The organism is Nostoc sp., assembly GCF_036919555.1.
Lineage (GTDB): Bacteria > Cyanobacteriota > Cyanobacteriia > Cyanobacteriales > Nostocaceae > Nostoc.
This window is the reverse complement of the sequence record NZ_JBALCS010000079.1, coordinates 1-6,006: the sequence shown is the minus strand read 5'-3', so window position 1 is coordinate 6,006 and position 6,006 is coordinate 1. Positions and strand designations below refer to the sequence as shown.

The 6,006-nt window shown below is 42.9% G+C and carries 4 protein-coding genes and 1 pseudogene; 2 read left to right on the top strand and 3 right to left on the bottom strand.

Going from position 1 to position 6,006, the window contains the following annotated elements:
- From V7K36_RS34245 to V7K36_RS22180, 3 genes are all read right to left on the bottom strand, one after another.
- On the bottom strand, positions 1-78 hold a 78-nt coding region (locus V7K36_RS34245), incomplete at its 3' end, for a helix-turn-helix domain-containing protein (RefSeq protein WP_442948501.1).
- A gap of 338 nt (positions 79-416) precedes the next feature.
- A complete protein-coding gene (locus V7K36_RS22185; protein WP_335119339.1) occupies positions 417-587 on the bottom strand; it encodes a hypothetical protein in 171 nt (56 codons plus the stop codon).
- Between the two features lie 276 nt (positions 588-863).
- Positions 864-4,037, bottom strand: a complete 3,174-nt coding sequence (locus V7K36_RS22180; protein WP_335119337.1) for a DUF4347 domain-containing protein — start codon at positions 4,035-4,037, stop codon at positions 864-866.
- Between the two features lie 719 nt (positions 4,038-4,756).
- On the opposite strand from V7K36_RS22180, the pseudogene V7K36_RS34240 reads away from it, so the two are divergent.
- Positions 4,757-4,861, top strand: a pseudogene (locus V7K36_RS34240) (IS5/IS1182 family transposase); the annotation flags it as partial.
- A 743-nt stretch (positions 4,862-5,604) separates the two neighbouring features.
- Positions 5,605-5,919, top strand: coding sequence for an RNA polymerase sigma factor (locus V7K36_RS22175; protein WP_335119335.1), 315 nt, complete (start codon positions 5,605-5,607; stop codon positions 5,917-5,919).
- The last annotated feature ends 87 nt before the right edge of the window (positions 5,920-6,006 follow it).

The following is a 6,006-nucleotide window of genomic DNA, read 5'->3' as shown; positions in this document are numbered from 1 at the left end:
AACCATGCACTTCCGACTATTACACCAATCCTTGATTTCTCGCAGCCCGTAATTATAGGCAACGCGACAAACATCCATCCACTCTTTGAGCGACTACTTTTGATTGATATTAGGGTAGATTCGATAGCGGTAATTCATGGTTAGCATTCCACTATTTTACCATATTTAGTGGTAGAGGCAATGCTAGTAAATATAAACCCCGTGCTAGAAGCACGGGGTTTTAAACCCAATTCTCTGATAACAAGACAGCCATTACAGCTATTTTCTCGTATCTGTGCGATGCCTACGGCGGTAAACTACGCACTTGCTTGCCATTCGCACAGATAGAAGTATTTGTTTAGCTCCGATTTTTATTCTCAGTTAGATAGCTATATTCTCAATAAACACGGCTATCTCGTTGTGATGCCTCCGCACTCCTAAATAATTACCAAAATAATGGGTCTAAAGCCCCGCCGTTCTAGGGCAGCTTTTGGTATACTAGCGATGGTGGAAAAGGTAATCAACCACGCTAAAAACCTTGCTGCCGAAAGGCGAAGCACTGCACCTTGAAAATTGAACGGCAGTTGCTCTACTTGGGGAGACCCCAAGACCGCACTGCCTCATACTATGCGGTTCTATTGCATTTTTCTAGACTCCACCTCGCAGTAGGTAAAAGATTCAGAGGAGCTAGGCAAACAGTATTTTGAAGCATTTTTGTTTCAAATCCAAAAAAGAACTTGGAGAAATCCAACTAGGGTAGGGCATACCCGAAGTCGCTTGGGGAGAGTCCCACCTCTGGGCTAGACACTGCAAGGTATCTAGTTTTAAGTGGCCTCGGAGAACCAAGAATCCTCGCGCCTTTAGGACGAGGAGTGCCAATTGTATTAGCCAGCATTGAGACTCAAATTTACCTGCACAATCATATCGTTGTAACTTTTGTTACCACCATTTGGTAAATCTTCAAAACCAAAGGTGTTATTTCCCAACAGACGAATGTGATCTGTCTTGTCTGAGTTAGCACCCAAAAATGAGAAGTAAACATTCTTATTGGCATTGCTATTGAGAAAGGCATCGGGTTGACCATCAACAATAATAAACGGCGCAAACAGAGAATCAGATCCGAAACTACCAGTGTAATTTGCTGTACCTTGGTTGCTCACAGTCAAGTCAATGCCTGCAACACGTCCACTCACGGCGGCTTGGGCGTAACCAGCCTGACCAACCAGAATATCTGCTTTGCCATCACCATTGGTATCAATACCACCATTCTGATCAGCCACCTGATAGAAGCCCACATAATCGTCGTAAGATGCTTCTCTGTGGACTACAAAGTTAGCTGTTACCGATTGTGTCACACTGCGTAAATCAATCAGTTCGCCTTGATTTTTACCTTGCAGACCAGTACCTAAAGATACCTTTTGCTCTGTTGGTTGAACCGTCACAACGAAATTTTGGAAGTTGAGAGAAAACCCTTCACCTTCTGTGTTGCTATTTGTAGCTGAGGAAAAAAGGACACTAGAAAAAGAGGTTTTTCCAGACAGTACAGCCTCAGTAGTACTGTTGGATACTAGATAAAATCTGAGTTTGGTATCAGGCTCGAATTCTAGTATGTTTTTCAGGTCAGTCTGCTTAAAACCCTTGGGTAACCTGGCAATGGAAGATAAAATCACCTTTGAACGCAAAAGAGCCGCTTGTGTATAGCCTTCTGCACCAGGGGCTATGCCGTTAATTGTACCTTTTTCATCGTCAACGAAAAATACACCCAGTTCATTCACCTCCTTGGCGGTGCTGCTTTGAATCTTGATTGAGAGTTTTGCTTTATTACCTTTAGTGTTCAGCTTAGTCTTGACACTAAAGATATCGCCTGTAATTTTTGTCAGTAGGGTAATCGGCTGGATATTAAGATTAGTATCGTCAGCAACCCCAAGTGTAAAAACATCATTAGCTTCATCCCCAGCAATATTTTTAGCGGTGATTTTGATGTTCAAACTACCCACATCCTTATTTGTCGGAGTGCCACTGAAAGTAAGGGTAGTAGGATTGAAGTTCAACCAAGTGGGTAGGAGGTGATCATTTTCTAGAGTTGCAGTGTAAGTTAGCTTATCTCCAACATCCGCATCAGTGAAAGTGTTAGTTGGGACGATGAAGTTGAAGACACTATCTTGGGTGGCTTGTTGATCGTCAATTATATTCGCTAGTTCTGAAACTTGGTTGACCACGTAACGGGCGATCGCAAAGTCCTGATTGCTATCTCCCGCTACCAGAATCTTGCCGTCCGATTGCACAGTGATGCTTTTGCCATCGTCATAAGTGTTGTTAAAGTCGGTAGTAACTTTACCAGTAGCGTTGAAGCTAGTGTCGAGAGTGCCATCGCTATTATAACGGGCGATCGCAAAGTCAGAATTGCTACTGTTATCGCCGCTACTTCCCGCCACCAGAATCTTGCCGTCCGATTGCACAGTGATGCTTTTGCCATCGTCATAACTGTTGTTAAAGTCGGTAATAACTTTACCAGTAGCGTTGAAGCTAGTGTCGAGAGTTCCATTGCTGTTGTAACGAGCGATCGCAAAGTCAGAATTGCTACTGTTATCGCCGCTACTTCCCGACACCAGAATCTTGCCGTCAGATTGCACAGTGATGCTTTTGCCATCGTCATAACTGTTGTTAAAGTCGGTAATAACTTTACCAGTCTTGTTGAAGGTGTTGTCGAGAGTGCCATTGCTGTTGTAACGGGCGATCGCAAAGTCATAATTGCTCCCGTTATCGCTAGTTCCCGCCAGGAGAATCTTGCCGTCAGATTGAACGGTGATGCTTTTGCCACTGTCAGAACTGTTGTTAAAGTCGGTAGTAATTTTACCAGTCTTGTTGAAGCTGGTGTCGAGAGTGCCATTGCTGTTGTAACGAGCGATCGCAAAGTCATAAGTGCTAACGTTATAGCTAGTTCCCCCCACCAGAATCTTGCCGTCAGATTGGACGGTGATGCTGTTGCCACCGTCAGAACTGTTGTTAAAGTCGGTAGTAACTTTACCAGTAGTGTTGAAGCTGGTATCGAGAGTGCCATTGCTGTTGTAACGGGCGATCGTCAAGTCATCATTGCTACCGTTATCGCTCTCTCCCGCCACCAGAATCTTGCCGTCAGATTGGATGGTGATGCTGTAGCCAACAGCATTACTGCCGTTAAAGTTGGTAGTGACTTTACCAGTAGCGTTGAAGCTGGTATCGAGAGTGCCATCGCTGTTGTAACGGGCGATCGCAAAGTTATCATTGCTACCGTTATCGCTCTCTCCCGCCACCAGAATCTTGCCGTCAGATTGAACGGTGATGCTGTAGCCACTGTCATAACTGTTGTTAAAGTCAGTAGTAACTTTACCAGTAGTGTTGAAGCTAGGGTCGAGATATACTTTTCCTAGTACTGAGGAGTAGGCTGCCATTACTTGTTTCTGGAACGCCAAAGGAGAAGCGATCGCCCCGGTACAGACCTCCAGTTCCCAGTTACCACCTAATAAGGCACTTCCCGTTAAGTCATTAGATGCCGCTACTACCGCACCAGTCAGTTCGCTTAAACGATGGACAAATGCCATCCCTTGCTCTGTTTGAGCAACCTCACAACCATACAGCAGTAGTTGTGCATCTGCACTCAAGGTATTTGCCCAACCCATGAGTTGCCAAGCATAGCGATTGAGCATTTCGTGGCTAAGTTGACTGTTCCCCAAATAAACTCGCCCAGGTGCGCCGTGTGAAACAATGTGCAGGCTGTTAACTTCTCGATGAGATGCCAATACTTGGCTAATTTGCTCAATACCATCCCGGTTTGGATCTAGAACGACAACAGTCGTGTTGGGCAAAACACCTACTACCAGACTTTGGTAGTTCTCAACCTGTGAGTCAATAAAAACTAGTTGAGTCGCAGGTATTTGCTCATGCAAGTCTTGATTTGCCTCAATATAGTTACCGATCACCAAGTAGAGTTCGTTATTACCGCCAATGTTTGTCACTCCAACGGAATTAGGAGTTGTCCCAGCTAGGAAGTTAGTGGCATTCGTAAATGATCCGGTCATAATTATTTTGAAGTATGATGTTTGGTTGCCTCATACCTGTTTCTATTGAGATTCCAAGATTTAGCAATCCTAATCATTGGTGAAAATTTGAAATTGTTGCTACCCTCCTTAATTCCCCAAGGCACTGAGGAAACAGGGGTATTTTTTTTACAACTAATTTAGGATTGCTATAGTTAGTAAAAGTAATATTCTTGGTTAGCAAAGTGAGGCGCTATAAACTTTATTCTCGAAATTAGAATAAAACCTCAGTAAATACACTAGATTATATCCAGCTTACGACTTATGCAAAGGCTTTATTAGCGATCGCATTTACACTTGAGTAGGTTGGCTTAAATAAACCTAACTATGTAACGAAATGTAAAATGCTCAAAACTCCTGTGATTGCTTCACTTCGCTTTGCTCTGCTGGCAATGATATAGTTATAAATTTTCCCACCCACCTATATGTAAACAAATAAAAAAGTTGGAAAACTTTTTAACCTTAAACTATTAATATTACGTTAAGTCCAATCCCAATGACAAAAATAAAGTTGGAAAATTTATAGTAGCCTAAGCGTAATTTTCAAATAAAAAAGTTGGAAAATTTATCAAAAGCATATAGCACAAGCTTTTAGCAGCAACGAGAAACCTGATAATAGGAAATTTTGAGTTCCACAAGTATGATACCTGCGGCGAACATAGGGATCGCACTCATCATGCACCTTCCTATTCTGCAACATCGGTTTTGATGGTGAGTTGTTCATGCAGTGGGTCATGGACTTTTGTCGTTGGATTGTGCAGGTAGTGTTACGACCAGAGCAAACCAAGAGCTTCATGCTGCTAAAAAGCTGCACATTATTTTATTTATACCCCTGGGGATGTGCCGGAGGCGATGGGGTTCTTTCCATACGTCTTCATATAAAAATTGTATCAGAATATTAAAACCTGTTGACAAGCATCAGTCTGAGGATATAACTGATTTATCAATCAAAAATGAGGCTAATAAATAGCAAAGAATTATCTCATCAATCAGCAATCCCTTAAATTGCTATTTAGGATTTGCTAAAACATTGTTTCGTCTTCGCGTAGCTTGAGACTTTCACAACTCAGATAACCAAATGGTAGATGTGACTGGGGATGGATTGATGAAGATCCTGTTGGTGGAACGCGATCGCCTGCGGATTTATCCGTCTCAAAGGGAAAAAGGTTTTGGCACACCCCCCTAATACATAACCGGGAAGACGACGTTCCCATACCCAAACAGGGGCTGTAGAAGAAACATTATACTTTGCTGACATCTTTGGCACTGGAAAGCAGCACTTAGCCCGAATTACTAATGGTTCGGTTGAATGCTGGCCTAATTTGGGATATGGACGATTTGGCAAAAAAATTAAGAATATTTTCATGGACTTATGACGCTTGTGTTTGAGCGCGTAGTTTGCTGTGGCTAAGGGATGCAACGATCCGACTTTTCCGACTGACAAGAGCAGGGGAAACGAATCATGATACGGATGCCAAAGAGCTAAAGCCAGCCTGTTATCCAACACAGACTGCTTTTAAGTAAAATTCAGTGTCGGACACTAATAAGCATGAAATTAGATTCTCAAATATCTACCATTTCAAAACAGAGCGCTCTCGCCTTAGATATACGGTCAATTTTTTGGCAGCAATGGCAACAGTATCGAGATTATCTTTATTGTTGCTGCGTCAAGTGGATGGGTGGAAACCAAACGGATGCTGAAGATGCGCTCAGTCGGGCAATGCTGAAAGCTTGGGAGAAGGTGCAAAAGTATGCGGGAGAAATTACTAATTTTAAGGCTTGGCTGACGACGCTGACTCATAATCTCTGCGTGGATATTCATCGAGAACGCAGTCGGGGCGCGAATAGAGTTGAGGATATATAGGACTCCTATTTGATTTTTGAACAAGACTAAGAGACAATACGGGTACTAAAACAGGTGTAAGAAGGGACAATGATAAGTCAGCATCTG